Source organism: Burkholderia sp. Bp9012 (assembly GCF_003853825.1).
In the GTDB taxonomy this organism is placed as follows: Bacteria; Pseudomonadota; Gammaproteobacteria; order Burkholderiales; family Burkholderiaceae; genus Burkholderia; species Burkholderia diffusa.
Genome location: NZ_QTQA01000016.1, coordinates 89,496 through 105,648, shown reverse-complemented (window position 1 = coordinate 105,648; position 16,153 = coordinate 89,496). Strand labels below are relative to the sequence as shown.

At 67.3% G+C, this 16,153-nt stretch carries 16 protein-coding genes; 3 read left to right on the top strand and 13 right to left on the bottom strand.

All coding sequences use genetic code 11. The features are described 5' to 3' along the window. Positions 1–55: 55 nt before the first annotated feature. From DIE11_RS22110 to argB, 7 genes are all read right to left on the bottom strand, one after another. Positions 56–1,102, bottom strand: coding sequence for a M48 family metallopeptidase (locus DIE11_RS22110; RefSeq protein WP_124627029.1), 1,047 nt, complete (start codon positions 1,100–1,102; stop codon positions 56–58). Further along, positions 1,092–2,513, bottom strand: coding sequence for an AmpG family muropeptide MFS transporter (locus DIE11_RS22105; RefSeq protein WP_124627027.1), 1,422 nt, complete (start codon positions 2,511–2,513; stop codon positions 1,092–1,094). The genes DIE11_RS22110 and DIE11_RS22105 overlap by 11 nt, the downstream gene beginning before the upstream one ends. A gap of 116 nt (positions 2,514–2,629) precedes the next feature. Next, on the bottom strand, positions 2,630–3,238 hold the full coding sequence (metW, locus tag DIE11_RS22100; RefSeq protein ID WP_124627025.1) for a methionine biosynthesis protein MetW: 609 nt from the start codon (positions 3,236–3,238) through the stop codon (positions 2,630–2,632). Beyond that, a complete protein-coding gene (locus DIE11_RS22095; protein ID WP_124627023.1) occupies positions 3,235–4,380 on the bottom strand; it encodes a homoserine O-acetyltransferase in 1,146 nt (381 codons plus the stop codon). The genes metW and DIE11_RS22095 overlap by 4 nt, the downstream gene beginning before the upstream one ends. A 253-nt stretch (positions 4,381–4,633) precedes the next feature. Continuing rightward, the gene (slmA, locus tag DIE11_RS22085; protein ID WP_124627020.1) at positions 4,634–5,296 is read right to left on the bottom strand and encodes a nucleoid occlusion factor SlmA; all 663 of its coding nucleotides are present in this window, start codon (positions 5,294–5,296) and stop codon (positions 4,634–4,636) included. Further along, positions 5,263–6,054: a pyrimidine 5'-nucleotidase gene (locus DIE11_RS22080; protein ID WP_124627017.1), complete on the bottom strand. Its 792-nt coding sequence runs from the start codon at positions 6,052–6,054 to the stop codon at positions 5,263–5,265. Before DIE11_RS22080 ends, slmA begins: the two co-directional genes overlap by 34 nt. Then, positions 6,051–6,950 (bottom strand): acetylglutamate kinase, encoded by a 900-nt coding sequence (gene argB / locus DIE11_RS22075; RefSeq protein WP_059534964.1) that lies wholly within the window; start codon positions 6,948–6,950, stop codon positions 6,051–6,053. Before argB ends, DIE11_RS22080 begins: the two co-directional genes overlap by 4 nt. Positions 6,951–7,245: 295 nt before the next feature. Between argB and DIE11_RS22065 the strand changes: the two genes are divergently transcribed. The 3 genes from DIE11_RS22065 (at position 7,246) to DIE11_RS22055 (ending at position 9,545) form a co-directional block, all read left to right on the top strand. Beyond that, complete coding sequence (locus DIE11_RS22065) at positions 7,246–7,470, top strand: cysteine-rich CWC family protein (RefSeq protein ID WP_059607468.1); 225 nt, start codon at positions 7,246–7,248, stop codon at positions 7,468–7,470. Between the two features lie 112 nt (positions 7,471–7,582). Continuing rightward, complete coding sequence (locus DIE11_RS22060; protein ID WP_124627015.1) at positions 7,583–8,989, top strand: ATP-binding protein; 1,407 nt, start codon at positions 7,583–7,585, stop codon at positions 8,987–8,989. Between the two features lie 13 nt (positions 8,990–9,002). Next, positions 9,003–9,545, top strand: a complete 543-nt coding sequence (locus DIE11_RS22055) for a response regulator transcription factor (protein ID WP_044847841.1) — start codon at positions 9,003–9,005, stop codon at positions 9,543–9,545. A gap of 83 nt (positions 9,546–9,628) precedes the next feature. Here the strand turns inward: DIE11_RS22055 and hslU are convergent, their stop codons facing one another. The 6 genes from hslU to xerC all read right to left on the bottom strand — a co-directional run bounded on the left by hslU (position 9,629) and on the right by xerC (position 16,151). After that, on the bottom strand, positions 9,629–10,972 hold the full coding sequence (gene hslU, locus DIE11_RS22050) for an ATP-dependent protease ATPase subunit HslU (RefSeq protein ID WP_059607464.1): 1,344 nt from the start codon (positions 10,970–10,972) through the stop codon (positions 9,629–9,631). Between the two features lie 10 nt (positions 10,973–10,982). After that, positions 10,983–11,519 (bottom strand): ATP-dependent protease subunit HslV, encoded by a 537-nt coding sequence (gene hslV / locus DIE11_RS22045; RefSeq protein WP_006760749.1) that lies wholly within the window; start codon positions 11,517–11,519, stop codon positions 10,983–10,985. Positions 11,520–11,756: 237 nt separating this feature from the next. Further along, positions 11,757–12,173 (bottom strand): RNA polymerase-binding protein DksA, encoded by a 417-nt coding sequence (gene dksA, locus DIE11_RS22040; RefSeq protein ID WP_006477498.1) that lies wholly within the window; start codon positions 12,171–12,173, stop codon positions 11,757–11,759. Between the two features lie 494 nt (positions 12,174–12,667). Continuing rightward, positions 12,668–13,741 carry a GTP-binding protein gene (locus DIE11_RS22030; RefSeq protein ID WP_124627013.1) on the bottom strand — a complete coding sequence of 358 codons (1,074 nt, stop codon included), beginning with the start codon at positions 13,739–13,741 and terminating at the stop codon, positions 12,668–12,670. Positions 13,742–13,939: 198 nt separating this feature from the next. Next, a complete protein-coding gene (locus tag DIE11_RS22025; RefSeq protein WP_124627011.1) occupies positions 13,940–15,154 on the bottom strand; it encodes a class I SAM-dependent rRNA methyltransferase in 1,215 nt (404 codons plus the stop codon). A 76-nt stretch (positions 15,155–15,230) separates the two neighbouring features. Beyond that, positions 15,231–16,151 (bottom strand): tyrosine recombinase XerC, encoded by a 921-nt coding sequence (gene xerC / locus DIE11_RS22020; RefSeq protein WP_059607459.1) that lies wholly within the window; start codon positions 16,149–16,151, stop codon positions 15,231–15,233. Between the last annotated feature and the right edge of the window lie 2 nt (positions 16,152–16,153).

Here is a 16,153-nt window from a genome sequence, read left to right as displayed (position 1 = left end):
TACGCCGCTGACGCGCGTCGGCGATGCGCGGCGGGGAAGCCGCCGCATGCGGCGCTCAGCGCCGCACGATCTTGCGCCGCTGCGCGCTGATGCCCGCGTAGTCGGGGAGCGTGTCGACCCGTTTGCCGACTGCCTTCGCATACAGCGGCATCAGGTCCGGCAGGCGGTTCAGCAGATCCTGCCGCCGCGCGGCGTTGTACGGATGCATGTAGATGAAGCCCGATGTCCTGTTCGCGCGCGTCGCCGCCGCGAGCTTGTCCCACAGCGTGATCGCCGCGCGCGGATCGAAGCCCGCGCGGGCGGCAATGTCGCCGCCGATCACGTCGGCTTCGGTTTCGTCGGTCGGGTCGTAGCGCAGCGTCTGCAGACGCGCGCCGAGGTTCAGCGCCTGCGGCAGCGGCTCGCCGACGCCGAACAGCGGCGGCAGCGAGGCCGCGCGCAGCGACGTTTGCGACGTCGTGCTGAAATTGCTGCGTGCGTGTTCGCGCAGCGCATGCGCGATGCCGTGCGCGAGCAGCACACCGAACTCGTCGTCGTTCAGGCGGACGCGATCGAGCATCCCGCCGTACACGAGCACCTTGCCGCCCGGCAGGCACGTGACGCGGATGTCGCGCGAGCGGATCGCGTTGACGTCCCATGCCCAGTTCTTCACACGATCGTTCCACTTCACCGAATACGGCGCGAGCTTCATGACGATCGCGCGCAGTCGCTTCACGCGCGGCTGGTTGGCGGGCAGCAGACGGTCGCTGTCGGCGGCCGCCTGCACGATCTGCGCGTATTCGCTCGCGGTGAGCTGCTCGAGCAGCGGCGACGGGATCAGCGTGCGGAACGCGATCGCGTTGCCGTAGCGCACCTGCTGAGACGTCGGCGTATAGGCCTTCGCAGGCACGGCGGCGCCGGTCGGCTGCGCGGCTTCGGCGGCGGACTGCGCAACGGGAGCGGCGGGCGTGGACGGCGCAGCCGGCGCGATGGCGGGCGCGGAGCCGGCCGCAGCCGCACTTGTGTCGGTCGCATGCACGCTTCCCGCCGCGCCGAGCGTCGCGAGGCCGACGCTCAGCGCGGCGGCGACGCGTGCCGCGCGATGCAGTCGATCATTGCGCACGGCTGGCCTCGCCGTTGCGCGCGGTGCCGTTCCACGGCGCGATCTTGAACAGCAGCAGCATGCCGGGGATCGCGAGCGCGGTGCACACGATGAAGTAGTCGAACCAGCCGATCTTCGCGACGATGAAGCCGCTCGCGGCCGAGGCGAGCGTGCGCGGCACGGACGCGAGACTCGTGAACAGCGCGAACTGCGTGGCCGTGTAGCGCGGATCGGTCGTGCTCGCGATATACGCGACGAACGCAGCCATCGTCAGGCCGGTGGTGAACGTTTCGGCGGCGTAGACGAGCGCGAGCGCGACCGTCATCGGGCTCAGGTGCGGCGTGACCTCGAAGCCGAAGACCGACAGGAACGACGCGAGCGCGTGACTTGCCGCGACCGTGAAGTCGTAAAGCACCGCGAGCACCGGCGAGCCGGGGCCGACCTGGGCGAGCCACGCGAAGCCGAGCGTCGACACCATCTGCAGCGCGCCGAAAATCCACAGCCCGCGGCCGATGCCGATCTTCACGAGCCAGATGCCGCCGATGATGCCGCCGGCAACGCTCGCGACGAGCGCGGTGGTTTTCGCGACGATGCCGATTTCGGTGCGCGTGAAGCCGATGTCGAGGAAGAACGACGTCGACAGCGTGGTGGCCATCGTGTCGCCGATCTTGAACAGGAAGATGAACGCGATGACGAGCAGCGCACCGCGCCAGCCGTCGCGCTGGATGAATTCGCGGAACGGCAGCACGATCGCGTCGCGCAGGTTGCGCGGCGGCGCGCCGATCACCTCGGGCTCGCGCACGACGAGCGTCATCAGGATGCCCGGCAGCATGAATGCGCCGGTGATCGCGAACACGACGTCCCACGGCATGTGGTCGGACAGGATCAGCGCGAGCGAACCGGGGATCAGCGCGGCGAGCTTGTACGCGTTCACGTGTATCGCGTTGCCGAGGCCCTGCTCGGTGTCGCGCAGCAGCTCGCGACGGTAGGCATCGATCACGACGTCCGCGCTCGCGCCGAAGAACGCGACGAGCGTGGTGAGCGCGGCGACCGTCCAGATCGAGTCGCGCGGCGACACGAAGCCGAGCGCGGCGATCGCGCCGGCGACCAGCACCTGCGTGAGCAGCAGCCAGCCGCGCCGGCGTCCCGGCCGCCAGCCGGGCAGGCGCGGGATGTAGCGGTCCATCAGCGGCGCCCACAGGAACTTCCACGTATACGGGAACTGGATCAGCGCGAACAGGCCGATTTCCTTCAGGTTCACGCCCTCGGAGCGCAGCCATGCCTGCACGAGGTAGACGAGCGTGAAGAGCGGCAGACCGGACGTGAAGCCGAGAAACACGCAGATCAGCATGTGCGTGTTCAGATAGGCGCGCCAGCCGGGGTGATCCTCGTGAGCGGTGAGTGCGGGCGCCTCGTGTGGCCTTTTGGACATGGACAGAAACTGGGTAGCGTTGACTGATTGCGGCGGCGGCGCAGGCAGCGCGGGCGGCGCAGGAGGGGCGGCCGCACGCGGGGGCGGGCCGGATCATCCGTCAACGGCTCCCCGGCTCAGCTGCGCTTGACGCGGTAGACAGCAAGACTACCACGCCAGTTGGCTCCCCATCGAATCGGCTGGCCTTCGTGCAGCACGATGCGGTCGAGGATCGTGACGCCGACTTCGGGCGCGAGCGCCTCGAAATCCTTGATCGTCAGCACCCGGACGTTCGGCGTGTTGTGCCACTGGTAAGGCAGCGACTTCGACACCGGCATCCGGCCGCGCAGCACCGACAGCCGGTGCGCCCAGTAGCCGAAGTTCGGGAACGAAACGATGCATTCGCGTCCGACACGCGCGGTTTCGCGCAGGATCGCGGCCGTCTGGTGGATCGTCTGCAGCGTTTGCGACAGGATCGCGAAATCGAAGCTGTGATCCTCGAACAGGCGCAGGCCGTCCTCGAGGTTCTGCTGGATCACGTTGATCCCGTTCTTCGTGCTCGCGAGCACGCCGGCGTCATTCAGTTCGATCCCGTAGCCGGACACGTCCAGTTCCTCGGACAGCAGCGACAGCAGCGAGCCGTCGCCGCAGCCGAGATCGAGCACGGTCGAGCGCGGTTCGACCCAGCGGGCGATCGCACGGAAGTCCGCGCGTGCGGACAGGGAGTTCAGCGCTTGCTGGTTCATGCACCCACCTCGTTGGCGATTCGTTCGTAATACGCGCGGAGCAGGTTGTGATATCGCGCGTCGTCGAGCAGGAACGCGTCGTGGCCGTGCGGCGCGTCGATCTCCGCGTAGCTGACCGTGCGCTTGTTGTCGAGCAGCGCTTTCACGATCTCGCGCGACCGCGCGGGCGCGAAGCGCCAGTCGGTCGAGAAGCTCGCGATCAGGTATTTCGCCTGCGTGTGCGCGAGCGCGGCCGTCAGGTTGCCGTCGAACGCCTTCGCCGGGTCGAAGTAGTCGAGCGCGCGCGTGATCAGCAGGTAGGTGTTCGCGTCGAAGTAGTCGGCGAACTTGTCGCCCTGGTAGCGCAGGTACGACTCGACCTCGAATTCGACGTCGAAGCTGAAGTTGTACGCGTCGAGCGCGCCGTCCGCGCGGCGCAGCGCACGGCCGAATTTCTCGGCCATGTCGTCGTCGGAGAGATACGTGATGTGGCCGATCATCCGCGCGACGCGCAGGCCCCGCTTCGGCTTCACGCCGTGCGCGTAGTAGTTGCCGCCGTGGAAGTCGGGATCGGACAGGATCGCGGAGCGCGCGACCTCGTTGAACGCGATGTTCTGCGCGGACAGCTTCGGCGTCGACGCGATGTCGATACAGTGGGCGACGCGGTCCGGATACATCAGGCTCCATGCGAGCGCCTGCATCCCGCCGAGGCTGCCACCCATCACGGCGGCAAAGCGCTCGATGCCGAACGCGTCGGCGACGCGCGCCTGCGCATGCACCCAGTCCTCGACGGTGACGACCGGAAAGCGTGCGCCATACGGCTTGCCGGTCGACGGATCGACGCTCATCGGGCCGGTCGAGCCGAAGCACGAGCCGAGGTTGTTCACGCCGATCACGAAGAAGCGGTTGGTGTCGAGCGGCTTGCCCGGGCCGACCATGTTGTCCCACCAGCCGGTGCTGCGCGGATCGTCCGCGTAGATGCCGGCGACGTGGTGCGATGCGTTGAGCGCGTGGCAGACGAGCACCGCGTTCGAGCGCGCGGCGTTGAGTTCGCCGTACGTCTCGACGACGAGCTGATAGTTGCCGATCACGCTGCCGCTTTGCAAGCGCAGCGGTTCGGCGAAGTGCATGGTCTGTGGAGCGACGATGCCGATCGATTCCATTCGTTCCGCCTTATGACTGGGCGGCTAAACGGTGTCGGCGATGCGCGGAGGCGAAGGTGCGCGGCTGACGACCTCTTTAGCCGCATTTGTAGTGAACCGCCGGGACGAAGACGCATCAAGGCCCTGGTCGGTTCGCGCGCCCGCAATCGAGTCAGCAAATCGGCGCGCTTCCGACCCGCCACCCAAGGTGGCAGGTCGGAGGAGTATAGCGGAATTCCGCGGAGCGCGGATTTCGCGGGCCGGCTGCGCCCGGCTACTGCAGGATCAGCCGCAAATGCGCATCGGCCTGCTCGCCGGGCGGCCTCTGGAAGCCGCCTTTCGCGAACCGGTGCCACTTGCCGATCACGTAGCTGACGAGCAGGCTCGCGCGCGCGGCGGGATCGTAATCGGCCGGCAGCACGAACGGCGCGGCGCCATCGGGCGCCTGCGCCTCGGTACGCGCGACCCGCAGGCACTGCTTGACGGTCGCCTCGATCCGGTCGAGCAGCTGGTTCACGCGCTCGGTGAGCCGCTCGTCCTCGCCGACCAGCGCCTCGCCCGTCAGCACGCGCGTCATGCCCGGATTCTTCGCCGCGAAATTGAGCATCGTCAGCGCGATCGTGCGCGCCTGCTGCACGCCGTTCGGCTCCTTCGCGACGATCTGGTTGACGAGCCCGAACAGTGCCTGCTCGATGAACTCGATCAGGCCTTCGTACATCTTCGCCTTGCTGGTGAAATGCCGGTACAGCGCGGCTTCCGACACGTCGAGGCGGGCCGCGAGCGCGGCCGTCGTGATTTTTTCGGGCTTCGGCGCCTCGAGCATCGCGGCGAGCGTCTGCAGGATCATCACGCGACGCTCGCCCGGCTTCGGGCGCGTGCGGGACGGCGTGGCCTGGTCTTCCTTTACGGCTTGGTCCTGCGGGTAAGTCGGCTGCATTTCTGTCGCCCCGATCGTGTGCCCAGTCGGAGCGATTTTAACGAACGAATGCGCTGGTCGACATATTGCGGGCGGCCGATGTTCGGCAGATGGCCCGGCAGGTGCCCGGTGATCCACACCGTGCCGATGCCGAGGCGCTTGTAGCGCTTCAGGTGGCTGCGGGTATCTTCGACGAGGATCGCGTCTTCGAGCCGCGCATGCGCGGCGCGCAGAATCCGGCGCAGCATCGTGTGGTCGGGCTTCGCGCGCCATGTGCGACGGTCGCGCATGTGCTCGATCGCGATCACGCGCTCGAACAGGCGCTCGATGCGCAACTCGCGCAGCACCGCGCGCGCGTAGTTCTCGGGCGCGTTGGTCAGCACGAACTTGCGGCCCGGCAGCGCGGCGACGATGCGCGCGAGGCCGCGCTCGGCGCGCAGCATCGCGGGCAGGTCGGAAAACGTGTGGACGACGCGCAGGAAGTCGTGCGGATCGATCGGGTGATGGCGCGCGAGGCCGAGGAGCGCGGCGCCGTAGCGCTGCGTGTAGCCGGTGCGCAGCCGGTCGGCTTCGGCACGCCCGACGTGGAGCGTGTCGATGATGTACTGCGTCATCGCGCGGTTGATCTCCGGAAAGATCGCGTGCGATGCGTGATGGAGCGTGTTGTCGAGATCGAACAGCCAGACGGGCGCGCCGGCGCGCGGCCGGCTGCGAGGGATGCGCCGGCGTCGCAGCGACGCCGGCAGGTCGGGGCTGGAAGTTTTGCGGCGCGCGCTCAATGCGAGCGGATCATAGTGCCGAACGGCTGCTCGGTCAGGATTTCCAGCAGCACCGAGTGCTCGATCCGGCCGTCGACGATGTGCACCGACTTCACGCCGCTCTTTGCAGCGTCGAGCGCCGACGAGATCTTCGGCAGCATGCCGCCCGAGATCGTGCCGTCCGCGAACAGCGCGTCGATCTCGCGCGCCGACAGGTCGGTCAGCAGGTTGCCGTCCTTGTCCATCACGCCGGGGATGTTGGTCATCATCAGCAGCTTCTCGGCGTTCAGCACCGTCGCGAGCTTGCCCGCGACGAGGTCCGCGTTGATGTTGTACGAGAGGCCGTCCTCGCCGAAGCCGATCGGCGAGATCACCGGGATGAACGCGTCGTCCTGCAGCGCTTTCACGACCGCCGGGTTGATCGCCTCGACTTCGCCGACCTGGCCGATGTCGATGTACTGGCCCGGATTGTCGCGGTCCGGCATCAGCAGCTTGCGTGCGTGGATCAGGCCGCCGTCCTTGCCCGTCAGGCCCACCGCGTGGCCGCCGAAGTGGTTGATCAGCATCACGATGTCCTGCTGGACTTCGCCGCCCAGCACCCATTCGACGACTTCCATCGTCTCTTCGTCGGTCACGCGCATGCCCTGGATGAAGGTGCCGGCCTTGCCGATCTTCTTCAGCGCGTGATCGATCTGTGGGCCGCCGCCGTGGACGATCACCGGATTGATACCGACCAGTTTCAGCAGGATCACGTCGCGCGCGAAGCCTTGCTTGAGCCGCTCTTCCGTCATCGCGTTGCCGCCGTATTTGATCACCACGGTCTTGCCGTGGTAGCGGCGGATGTACGGCAGTGCCTCCGCGAGGATTTCTGCCTTCAGCGTGGGGGCGATCTGCGAGAGGTCGATGGGCTCGGACATGGCGGCGGCTCTGGCTGGGAACGGTTGAAACAGGGCGAATTGTACAGGAGTGGCGCAGCGCAGCATCGGGTTTTTGGGCTGGCCGGACGGCCGATCGCGCGGGCCGGTCGCCACGCGCGGCGGCCCGCCGGCCATGGTGCCGGACCCCGCGCGGGGCGCCCGCGGCGGCGGGGTGGACAGCGCGACGGCCTGCGTCGGCGGCATGCATCGGCCGAGCGGCCGACGTGCAAAATCCGTCCGCCGCGCTATGCTTGTCGCGTAGGGTGACGTTCCTGCCCGCTTCCGCGTTTCCGCCATGACCGATACCGCCGCCGACGCCCGCTCGACGCCGCGCCGCGCGCGTTGCCCACGCTGCGGGCGCGGCTTCGACTGCGGCGCTCGCACCCAGCCATTCGACTGCTGGTGCGCGTCGATGCCGACCCTGTCCGGCGGCGCGCCGCCGGCGGCCGGTACGCGCTGCCTCTGCCCGGAGTGCCTCGCCGCCGAGATCGCCCAGCGCATGGCACGCGAGGCCGGCTGACGGCGCGGGCCCGTGCAACCCGACTCGACGCCGGCTCGTCCGGTGCGCCGTCCGTCCTCGCTGAACCGGCCCCCGATAGAGGTGCCGGGCGCTAAACGGGTAAACTGCCCGGATGCAACGAATTACCACCACCGGGCGCGTCAACCTCAGTCACCTGTTCTGGCTGCGCAATCTCGCGATCATCGGCCAGCTCGTGACGATCGGCGTCGTGCAGACCTATTTCGGCGTGCATCTGCCGTTGCCGGCGATGCTCATGGTCATCGCGCTCGAAATCGTTTTCAACGCGCTGACCTGGGTGCGTGTGCTGCGCGCGCGGCCCGAGACCAATTTCGAGCTGCTCGGCCAGCTGTGGGTCGACCTCGGCGCGCTGTCGGCGCTGCTGTTCCTGTCGGGCGGCACGACCAACCCGTTCGTGTCGCTATACCTGCCGTCGCTCGCGATCGCGGCGGCCGTGCTGCCGTGGCACCTGATGATCTGGCTCGCGGCGTTCGCGGTCGCGTGCTACGCGGCGCTCGGATTCGATTCGGTGCCGCTCAACATGGACAATCCGGCGAATCTGTTCGACTACTACCGCACGGGGATGTGGGCGAACTTCATGGTCAGCGTCGGGCTGATCGCATGGTTCGTCGCGCGCATGTCGAACGCGTTGCGCCAGCGCGATGCGGCGCTCGGCGAAGCGCAGGCGCACCTGCTGCGCGACGAGCGGGCGGTCGCGCTCGGCGTGCAGGCCGCCACCGTCGCGCACGAGATGGGTACGCCGCTGTCGACGATCGCAATGCTTGCGGAGGAACTGCGCGATGCGGCACGCGCCGATCCGGGGCTCGCGCGCTACGAGGCCGACCTGAAGGTGCTGGAAGAACAGATGACGCTCTGCACGTCGGCGCTCGCGCGCCTGCGCAGCCGGGCGAGCGCGCCGGCGAGCCGCCAGCCGGTGGACGACTGGCTCGACACGTTCGTCGAGCACTGGCGCCTGAGGCATCCGCACGTGCAGTTCGAACTGCTCGGCGCGCGCCCGTCGGGCGTTGGGCTCGACGACACGGTCGCGGCCGGCCAGATCCTGACGATCCTGCTCGACAACGCCGCACGGGCGAGCCCGCACCGCGTGACGCTGGCCGCGAAGCTTGCGCATCACGAGCGGGCTGCGGACCAGATCGAATTCGAGGTATGCGACGACGGCCCCGGCATTCCGGCCGCGCTGCGCGAATCGCTCGGCTCGATGCCGGTCGACAGCACGCAGGGCGGCCACGGGGTCGGCCTGTACCTCGCGTTCAGCGCGGCCGTGCGTCTCGGCGGCGAGATCGAGCTGTCCGATGTCACGCCGCGCGCGGGGGGCGGCAACGGGCGCAGCCATGGCGGCGCGAACGGACACGCGGCAGGTGCGTCGGGCCAGCGCGCGACCGAACGAGCGGCGGCCACGCCGGACGGCCGCCCGGCCGGCACCCCCGGCCGCGGCACGCGCGCGGTGCTGCGCCTGCCGGTGGCGCGTATCGCGGTGCCGGCCGCCTCAACCAACACGTAGACGGAGAAACCACATGAGCGAGAACAATTTCCTGGTGATCGACGACAACGAGGTGTTCGCGGGCACGCTCGCGCGCGGCCTCGAGCGCCGCGGCTATGCGGTCCAGCAGGCGCACGACAAGGAGGCGGCGCTGCGGCTGGCGGCCGGCGGCAAGTTCCAGTTCATCACCGTCGACCTGCATCTCGGCGACGATTCGGGCCTGAGCCTGATCGCGCCGCTGTGCGACCTGCAGCCCGACGCGCGGATTCTCGTGCTGACCGGCTACGCGAGCATCGCGACCGCCGTGCAGGCGGTGAAGGAAGGCGCCGACAACTATCTGGCGAAGCCCGCGAACATCGAGTCGATCCTGGCCGCGCTGCAGACCAACGCGAGCGAAGTGCAGGCAGACGAGGCGCTCGAGAATCCGGTCGTGCTGTCGGTCGACCGGCTCGAATGGGAGCACATCCAGCGCGTGCTGGCGGAGAACAACAACAACATCTCGGCGACCGCGCGCGCGCTGAACATGCACCGCCGCACGCTGCAACGCAAGCTCGCGAAGAAGCCGGTGCGGCAGTAAGGGGCGCGGCTGCATCGGCCGGGCGCACCAACGAAAACGGGCGGCCCGTCGGGCCGCCCGTTTCGCATTCGACGCCGCGTGCGTTACAGCACGTAGCGCGACAGGTCTTCGTCCTGCGACACTTCGCCGAGCGCGCGATCGACGTACTTCGCATCGATCGTCACGCGCTCGCTGGCGTGATTGCCGGCCGAGAACGACACTTCCTCGAGCAGCTTCTCGATCACCGTATACAGCCGGCGCGCACCGATGTTCTCGGTCTTTTCGTTGACCGAGTACGCGATCTCGGCGAGGCGGCGGATGCCGTCTTCGGCGAACTCGAGCTGCACGTCTTCGGTGGCGAGCAGCGCCTGGTACTGCTTGACGAGGCTCGCGTCGGTCGCGTCGAGGATCGCCTCGAAGTCTTCCACCGACAGCGAATCGAGTTCGACGCGGATCGGAAAGCGCCCCTGCAGTTCGGGAATCAGGTCGCTCGGCTTGGCCAGGTGGAACGCACCGCTCGCGATGAACAGGATGTGATCGGTCTTCACCATCCCGTACTTCGTGTTGATCGTCGTGCCTTCGACGAGCGGCAGCAGGTCGCGCTGCACGCCCTGGCGCGACACTTCGCCGCCGCTGCCTTCGTTGTTGCGCGACGTGATCTTGTCGATCTCGTCGAGGAACACGATGCCGTTCTGCTCGACGTTCTGCACGGCCTTCGTCTTCACTTCCTCGTCGTTGAGCATCTTCGCCGCTTCCTCGTCGGTCAGCAGCTTCAGCGCTTCCTTGATCTTCACCTTGCGGCGCTGCTTCTTGCCGCTGCCGAGGTTCGAGAACATCGAGCGGATCTGCTCGGTCATTTCCTCCATCCCCGGCGGCGCCATGATTTCCATGCCGGCCGTCGGCTGCTCGAGGTCGAGTTCGACTTCCTTGTCGTCGAGCTGGCCTTCGCGCAGGCGCTTGCGGAAGGTCTGGCGCGTCGCGTTGTTGTCGTCGTTCGCGTGATCCGCGTTGCCGCCGAAGCCCACCGCGCGCGGTTGCGGCAGCAGGATGTCGAGGATGCGGTCTTCCGCCTGGTCGGTTGCCTTGCTGCGCACCTTGCGCATCTCGGATTCGCGCGTCTGCTTGACCGAGATCTCGATCAGGTCGCGCACGATGCTGTCGACGTCGCGGCCGACGTAGCCGACTTCGGTGAACTTGGTCGCCTCGATCTTGATGAACGGCGCGTCGGCGAGCTTCGCAAGGCGGCGCGCGATTTCGGTCTTGCCGACACCCGTCGGCCCGATCATCAGGATGTTCTTCGGCGTGATTTCCGTGCGCAGCGGATCGGCGACCTGCTGGCGGCGCCAGCGGTTGCGCAGCGCGACCGCGACGGCCTTCTTCGCCTTGTTCTGGCCGATGATGTGCTTGTCGAGTTCCGAGACGATCTCGGCAGGGGTCATGGTGCTCATGGTGCGGTCCTTACTCGATCGTTTCGATGATGCGGTTGTGGTTCGTGTAGATGCACATGTCGCCGGCGATCTCGAGCGATTTCTCGACGATCTCGCGCGGGGACAGCTCGGTGTTCTCCGCGAGCGCGCGGGCCGCAGCTTGCGCATAGGCGCCGCCCGAACCGATCGCACAAATGCCGCCTTCCGGGTCGAGCACGTCGCCGTTGCCGGTGATCACGAGCGTGGTGGTCGCATCGGCCGTGATCAGCATCGCCTCGAGGCGGCGCAGCATCCGGTCGGTGCGCCAGTCCTTCGCGAGCTCGACGGCCGCGCGGGTCAGGTTGCCCTGGTGCTTCTCGAGCTTCGCCTCGAAGCGATCGAGCAGCGAGAACGCATCGGCGGTGCCGCCCGCGAATCCGACCAGTACCTGGTTGTTGTAGATCCGCCGCACTTTCCGCGCGCCACCCTTCATGACGATGTTGCCGAGGGTTACCTGGCCGTCGCCGCCAAGCGCGACCTTGTCGCCGCGCCGGACCGAAACGATGGTCGTGCCGTGAAATTGCTCCATCTGCGTTCCTTGAGAAAAACGGGGAAGAGTCGGGCGGCGCGGGGCGCCGCCGCTTGAATCGCAGTGCGCCGGGGAGCGGCCCGGCGCGCGTCCGATTCATTTTAGGGCGGGCGCCGGGATATCAAGAGGGGGAGGCAAATCGGCCGGCGGGCCGGGAACCGGTGCCGGAAAAACAAAAAGCGCGCGGCGGGCCGCGCGCTTTCGGGAAGCAGCGTGTCGGAGCGGAACGCCGCTCGATCAGTCGCCGAACAGCTTCTGGCGCAGTTCGCGGCGCTCTTGCGCCTCGAGCGACAGCGTGGCCGTCGGGCGCGCGAGCAGGCGCGGGATGCCGATCGGCTCGCCGGTTTCCTCGCACCAGCCGTAATCGCCGGAATCGATGCGGGCGAGCGACTGTTGAACCTTCTTGAGGAGCTTGCGTTCGCGATCGCGCGTGCGCAGTTCGAGCGCGTGCTCTTCCTCGATCGTCGCGCGATCGGCGGGATCGGGCACGATCACCGTCTCGCGCAGGTTCTCGGTCGTCTGGCCTGCGTTCTTGAGGATGTCCGCCTGCAACTGTTCGAGCCGATTTTTGAAGAAGGCGAGCTGATCCTCATTCATGTAATCCTTGTCGCTCATCTTCAGGATTTCGGCTTCGGTCAAGAGTTTCTTCGTCATCTGCTTGCTTCTTCAATGTGCGGCAAATCAAGAGATATTGCCTGCACTTTGGGATTACCCGCAACTGCGCTTGCAATCATTTGCGATATGCCGCCGCGGGGCCGAAAGCCTCTGGAAAACCGGTTCTCAAATACCAGGATAGCCCTGGCGCGGATTTGCGCGCGCGGCGAACCGGTGTGCTGCGCGGCAGATCGCATCGGCCGCGGCCGGGTGGCGGATGGGCGATCCGGCGCGGTTGCGATGCCCGGTCAATGGTTCAGCAAGAACCGGGCCTGTTATTGCCGTACTCCAGCGGGCACGTATTGTAACTGAATCGCAAGCGGGCGCCGTATCGGGTCGATCCCCGTCGGCTGCGCCAATATCTAGAAAATATAACGCGCAAATCGCGAAAAAGCGATGACGGCGAAACCCTGCCCGGAAAAGGCACCGCGCAAGCGCCGCGGCCGCCCCGGAAGGCGGCCGCATGGAAGGCGCGCGACGCCGGGCCAGAAGGCTCAGGCGAGGCAGGCGTCGAGGCCGTCGGTGATCAGGTCCTGCGGCAGGTCGACGCCGATGAACACCATTTTGTTGGTCTTCTTCTCGACCGGCAGCCACTTCGCGGCGAGGTCGCTGCCCATCATCTGGTGCACGCCCTGGAACACGACCTTGCGGTCGACGCCCTTCATGTACAGCACGCCCTTGTAGCGCAGCATCCGTTCGCCGTAGATCTGCAGGATGCCGCCGAGGAAGTCTTCCAGCTTGTTCGGGTCGAACGGGCGGTCGTTGCGGTACACGAACGACTTGATCTTGTCGTCGTGGTGCGCGTGGTGGTGGTGGCCGTGGTCGTGATCGTGCGCGCATTGACCGTGATCGTGGTCGCAATGCGCGTGATCGTGATCATGGTCGTGATCGTGGTGATGGTGCGCGTGGTCGTCCTCGGCGAGGAAGTCCGGATCGATCTCGAGCTTCGCATTCAGGTTGAAGCCGCGCAGGTCGAAGATTTCCTTGATGTCGGCTTCGCCGAAGTTCACGACCTTGATCGTCGCCTTCGGGTTCATGTGCATCAGGCGGTGCTTGAGCGCCGCGACGGCCTGGTCGTCGACCAGGTCCGACTTCGTGATGAACAGGCGATCGGCGAAGCCGACCTGGCGCTGCACCACTTCGTGTTCGTCGAGCTGCGCGTTCGCATGCTTCGCGTCGACCAGCGTGATGACCGCGTCGAGCAGGAAATCGTCGGCGATTTCGCTGTCGATGAAGAAGGTTTGCGCGACGGGGCCCGGGTTCGCAAGGCCGGTCGTTTCGATCACGATGCGGTCGAAGTCGAGCTTGCCTTCGCGCTTCTTCGCGGCCAGATCGCCGAGCGCGCGTGCGAGGTCGCCGCGGATCGTGCAGCAGATGCAGCCGTTGCTCATCTGGATGATCTGCTCGTTCGTGTCCTGAACGAGGATCTCGTTGTCGATGTTTTCTTCGCCGAACTCGTTCTCGATCACGGCGATCTTCATGCCGTGCTGTTCGTTCAGGATGCGCTTGAGCAGGGTCGTCTTGCCGCTGCCGAGGAAGCCGGTGAGGATGGTGACGGGAGTGGCCATGTCGGTCGCCTGTGGTTCGTGAATCGGGGTCAAAACCAGGATGTGTGCGTCGCGCCGTCGACTCGCGAGCCGGGGCGCACAACCATCCATTGAAACATACCTGTCAAGCCTTCGCCCGTCGTCCGGACGACAGGCTCGAGCGCGTGGCCGCCAGCGGGGCGGCCCGGCGGACGCGGGTGTGCGCGTAGATCGGGGCGATCAGACGATTTGCAACAGCAGGCCCTTCAGATATTCGCCTTCCGGGAACGCGGCGAGTAGCGGGTGATCGACGCCCGCGCCGAGCCGCTTCAGGATCCGCGCGTCGACCTTCGCGTCGGCGGCCGCGCCCGCGACGATCTTCTGGAACAGGTCCATGTCGATCGCGCCCGAGCACGAATACGTAAACAGCAGGCCGCCCGGACGCAGCAGCTTGAAGCCGCTCAGGTTGATGTCCTTGTATGCGCGTGATGCGCGGTCGACGCTGTCGCGGGTCGGCGCGAACTTCGGCGGATCGAGCACGATCAGGTCGAAGCGCTCGCCTTCGTCGACGAGGCGGCGCAGCGTCTTGAACGCGTCCGCGTCGAGCCAGGTCGCGCGCTCGGCATCGAAGCCGTTCGCGACGACGTTCTGCTGCGCGAGCGCGAGCGCGTCGCCCGACGAGTCGATCGACACGACACGGTTCGCGCCGCCCTTGAGCGCCGCGAGCGAGAAGCCCCCCGTGTAGCAGAAGCAGTTGAGCGCGTCGCGGCCGGCCGCATACTGCGCGACGAGTGCGCGGTTGTCGCGCTGGTCGACGTAGAAGCCCGTCTTGTGGCCGTTCGGCACGTCGACGTGATAACGCACGCCGTTTTCGTTCGCGATCAGCGTCGCGGGCGGCGCATCTCCTGCCAGCACGCCGGTCGTCTGTTCGAGCCCTTCCTTGTCGCGGATCGACACGTCCGAGCGTTCGTACACGTTCGGGCAGCCGGTCGCGCCGCTGAGTGCCGCGACGATCGCGTCCTTCCACGCCTCGACGCCCGCCGCCATGAACTGGCATACGAGCTGGCCGCGCGGTGCGGCGCCCGGCTCGGCCGTGTCCGCGACGTAATGGTCGACGATCAGCCCCGGCAGCCCGTCGGCTTCGCCGAACACGAGCCGCACCGCGCCCGTGCCCGACACCATCGTCGTGCGGTGCGCGACCGCGCGCTGCACGCGGCGCTTGAAGAAGGCGTGATCGATCGGTTCGTTCTCGTCGAAGCTCCACACGCGCACGCGGATCTGCGACTGCGGGCTGTACGCGCCGCGCGCGAGGAAGCGGCCGTCGTGCGCGCGGACGATCACGGTCGCGCCGGGCGCGGGCTTGCCGTCGACGCGGTCGATCGCATTGGCGTAGATCCACGGATGGCGGCGCAGCAGCGATTTTTCCTTGGACGGCTTGAGGGTGACGGTTTGCATGATGAGATCGAAAGGGGCCGTGCGCAAAGCCGACCTTGGCCGGTCGCCGCGCGCGGCGGGTAACACGGGAAGCGCGTCAGTCGCGCTTCTTCGCGCGCGGATGCGCGCTGTCGTAAATTTTCGCGAGATGCTGGAAGTCGAGCGACGTATAGACCTGCGTGGCGGAGACGCTCGCGTGGCCCAGCAGTTCCTGCACCGCGCGCAGGTCGCCGCTCGACTGCAGCACGTGCGTTGCGAACGAATGGCGCAGCACGTGCGGGTGGACGTTGGCGGGAATGCCCGCGGCCAGCGCCGCGCGCTTCACGCGGTCGCGCACGACGCCGGGCGCCATCCGGTTGCCGCGCACGGACACGAACAGCGGATGCGGATCGTGCTTCACGAATTCGCCGCGCACCGCGAGCCACGCGTTCAGCGCCTCGATCGCCTTGCGGCCGACCGGCACCTTGCGTTCCTTGTTGCCCTTGCCGCGCACGGTGACTTCGGCCTCGGCGAGATCGAGCCAGCCGGCCGAGCGGTAGCCGTCGGCCTGCGTGTACATGACGTCGAGCCCGACCAGTTCGGCGAGGCGCAGCCCGGACGAATAGAAGAGTTCGAGGATCGCGTGATCGCGGATGCCTTCGGTCGTACCGGCGAGCGGCGCGTCCATCAGTGCCGATGCGTCGTCGACCGAAAGTGCCTTCGGCAGGGTTTTCGGGCGCTTCGGCGCACGCACCGCGGCGACGGGGTTCGCGGGCATCTCGATGCGCTGCGCGAGCCAGCGGTAGAACGCGCGCCACGCGGACAGCCGGTGCGAGATCGAGCGCGCGGACAGCCCGCCCGCATGCGCGCGCGCGACCGCGCCGCGCATGTCGGCAGCCGTGAGCGCCTCGAGCGGGCGGCCGGCGGCGAGCTTCTTCAGTTCGTCGAGTTCGTGCGTATACGCACGCAGCGTGTGTTCCGACAGCTGCCTGACGTGCTTCAGGTTCGACAGGTAGGCGGCGATCGGATCGTCGGTCATGG

Excerpts from the sequence above, each read along its gene's own strand:
- DIE11_RS22095 (WP_124627023.1), bottom strand. The coding sequence starts at position 4,380 with ATGGAATCGATCGGCATCGTCGCTCCACAGACCATGCACTTCGCCGAA.
- DIE11_RS22025 (WP_124627011.1), bottom strand. The coding sequence starts at position 15,154 with ATGCAAACCGTCACCCTCAAGCCGTCCAAGGAAAAATCGCTGCTGCGC.
- xerC (WP_059607459.1), bottom strand. The coding sequence starts at position 16,151 with ATGACCGACGATCCGATCGCCGCCTACCTGTCGAACCTGAAGCACGTC.
- DIE11_RS22055 (WP_044847841.1), top strand. The coding sequence starts at position 9,003 with ATGAGCGAGAACAATTTCCTGGTGATCGACGACAACGAGGTGTTCGCG.
- slmA (WP_124627020.1), bottom strand. The coding sequence starts at position 5,296 with ATGCAGCCGACTTACCCGCAGGACCAAGCCGTAAAGGAAGACCAGGCC.
- hslV (WP_006760749.1), bottom strand. The coding sequence starts at position 11,519 with ATGGAGCAATTTCACGGCACGACCATCGTTTCGGTCCGGCGCGGCGAC.
- metW (WP_124627025.1), bottom strand. The coding sequence starts at position 3,238 with ATGAACCAGCAAGCGCTGAACTCCCTGTCCGCACGCGCGGACTTCCGT.
- DIE11_RS22105 (WP_124627027.1), bottom strand. The coding sequence starts at position 2,513 with ATGTCCAAAAGGCCACACGAGGCGCCCGCACTCACCGCTCACGAGGAT.
- DIE11_RS22065 (WP_059607468.1), top strand. The coding sequence starts at position 7,246 with ATGACCGATACCGCCGCCGACGCCCGCTCGACGCCGCGCCGCGCGCGT.
- DIE11_RS22030 (WP_124627013.1), bottom strand. The coding sequence starts at position 13,741 with ATGGCCACTCCCGTCACCATCCTCACCGGCTTCCTCGGCAGCGGCAAG.
- hslU (WP_059607464.1), bottom strand. The coding sequence starts at position 10,972 with ATGAGCACCATGACCCCTGCCGAGATCGTCTCGGAACTCGACAAGCAC.
- argB (WP_059534964.1), bottom strand. The coding sequence starts at position 6,950 with ATGTCCGAGCCCATCGACCTCTCGCAGATCGCCCCCACGCTGAAGGCA.
- dksA (WP_006477498.1), bottom strand. The coding sequence starts at position 12,173 with ATGACGAAGAAACTCTTGACCGAAGCCGAAATCCTGAAGATGAGCGAC.
- DIE11_RS22060 (WP_124627015.1), top strand. The coding sequence starts at position 7,583 with ATGCAACGAATTACCACCACCGGGCGCGTCAACCTCAGTCACCTGTTC.